The sequence below is a fragment of the Micromonospora sp. M51 genome, from assembly GCF_018070305.1.
GTDB lineage: Bacteria > Actinomycetota > Actinomycetes > Mycobacteriales > Micromonosporaceae > Micromonospora > Micromonospora parva.
Genome location: NZ_JAGPXZ010001067.1, coordinates 1 through 1,548 on the forward strand (window position 1 = coordinate 1; position 1,548 = coordinate 1,548).

The window sequence follows — 1,548 nt, forward strand, 5'->3', positions numbered from 1 at the left end:
GGGCGCTGACCGCGCTCATCGCGTTCGGCCGCACGCTCAGCCCCGCCCACAGCGACGACGACGAACCAGCCGACAGCCCAAGGCCGGTCCCGGACCAGGCCGACCCCGAGGACGACAAGCCGGGCTACGCCAAGGCGTACGACGCGGACCCGACCGAGACCTCCGACGACGCTCAGGCGGTCGACGCGGACCCGGCAAAGGCGGACCCGGCTCGCTGACCCGGCGTCGGGCCGGTGTCCGGCGGTCCCGGCCGGTGTCCGGCGGTCCCGGCCGGCGTTCGACGTCAGGCGGTCCCGGCCGGTGCGCGGTGTTCGACGGTCCCGGCCGGTGTCGGCTCAGGTGGCGGCGCGGAGCAGTTGGTCCAGCTCCGTCACGTCGTACCACTCCAGCTCGTGATCCTCGGCGCCGTCGACGGTAAACTGGGCGTCGGGGTCACCAGCCGCCGCCTCGGCCACCACGTCGGCCGCCGCGCCGATCTCCTCGACCGCGTCCGCGCCGTCCACGTGGATGGCCGCCACCGCGCCCACCGGCACGGCACCGGTCAACGCCACAGTGCTGGAGCCCAAGTCACCGTCGCCACGCCCGATCGCCCCCGACGGCAGGTCGACCGAGACGACGACGCGACGGCGGGGCGCGCTCGGGTCGGCCCGCAGCAGGTGCAGGGCGTCCTGCGCAGCCCGGGTGAACGCGACGTACTCCAACTCCTCCTCGTCGCCCTCCGCGTACCACTCGCGAAGCGCCGGGGTCACGGCGTGCGCCTGGTCGGCGGCGAGCCCCTCCTCACGCAGCCGAGCCAGCATCGGTACGGTCGCCGGCACGTACACCCGGACAAGCTCGTCGGTCACCGGTCGTCTCCCCGCGTCGTCCTCCACCGGCGGCCGCCGGCACGGGCGCAGATCATGCCGCACGCCGTGACCGTCATACACCTCGCCTCCGGCCGGAGGAAGCTCCCGCCCGGTGTGTCTCGCGCTGCCGGTCGGCCGCCGAACCGGGCCGGTGCTGGGCGGTCAGCGCTGTCGGTGGCAAACTGAGCCAAACGACATCAACACCGGGAGTTCCTGTGGAGCCGAGGTTCCTGCTGCTCTCCGACGTGGCTGCCGAGCTCAACGTGTCGGATTCGCAGGTCTACCACATGGTGCGCAGCGGCGAACTGCCGGCGATCAAGATCGGCGGGCGCGGCCAGTGGCGCGTCGAGCGGACCCGCCTGGAAGAGTACATAACGCGCAAATACGACGAAACTGCGGACTGGGTGCAGAGCAATCCGCTCATCGACAGGGACCCCGAGTAGCGGCCCAGCCCATCCGGTCGGGCCCGCCGGCCCGCCTGGCTGCCGCCCACGTCCCGACCAGACCGCCTGCCGCTCGCGCCGCGCTGGCCGAGCCGCCTGCCTGCCGCTCACGCCACGGCCGTGCCTGCCCGCCGCCCACGTCACGACCAGCCCGCCAGCCGCTGGCGCCCCGCTGACCGAGTCACCTGCCTGCTGCTCGCGTCACGACCAGCCCGCCAGCCGCTCGCGCCGCGCCGGCCGAGTCACCTGCAGCCCACGTC

Annotated in this window: 2 protein-coding genes and 1 pseudogene; 2 read left to right on the top strand and 1 reads right to left on the bottom strand. The window is 73.8% G+C overall.

Annotated features, from left to right (window positions below; translation table 11 throughout):
- Positions 1–218, top strand: a pseudogene (locus KBX53_RS32500) (hypothetical protein); the annotation flags it as partial.
- Positions 219–335: 117 nt separating this feature from the next.
- Here KBX53_RS32500 and KBX53_RS32505 read toward each other — a convergent pair.
- Positions 336–845, bottom strand: coding sequence for a hypothetical protein (locus KBX53_RS32505; protein ID WP_210863685.1), 510 nt, complete (start codon positions 843–845; stop codon positions 336–338).
- A 215-nt stretch (positions 846–1,060) separates the two neighbouring features.
- Between KBX53_RS32505 and KBX53_RS32510 the strand changes: the two genes are divergently transcribed.
- Positions 1,061–1,288: a helix-turn-helix domain-containing protein gene (locus KBX53_RS32510; RefSeq protein WP_030331503.1), complete on the top strand. Its 228-nt coding sequence runs from the start codon at positions 1,061–1,063 to the stop codon at positions 1,286–1,288.
- Positions 1,289–1,548 lie beyond the last annotated feature (260 nt).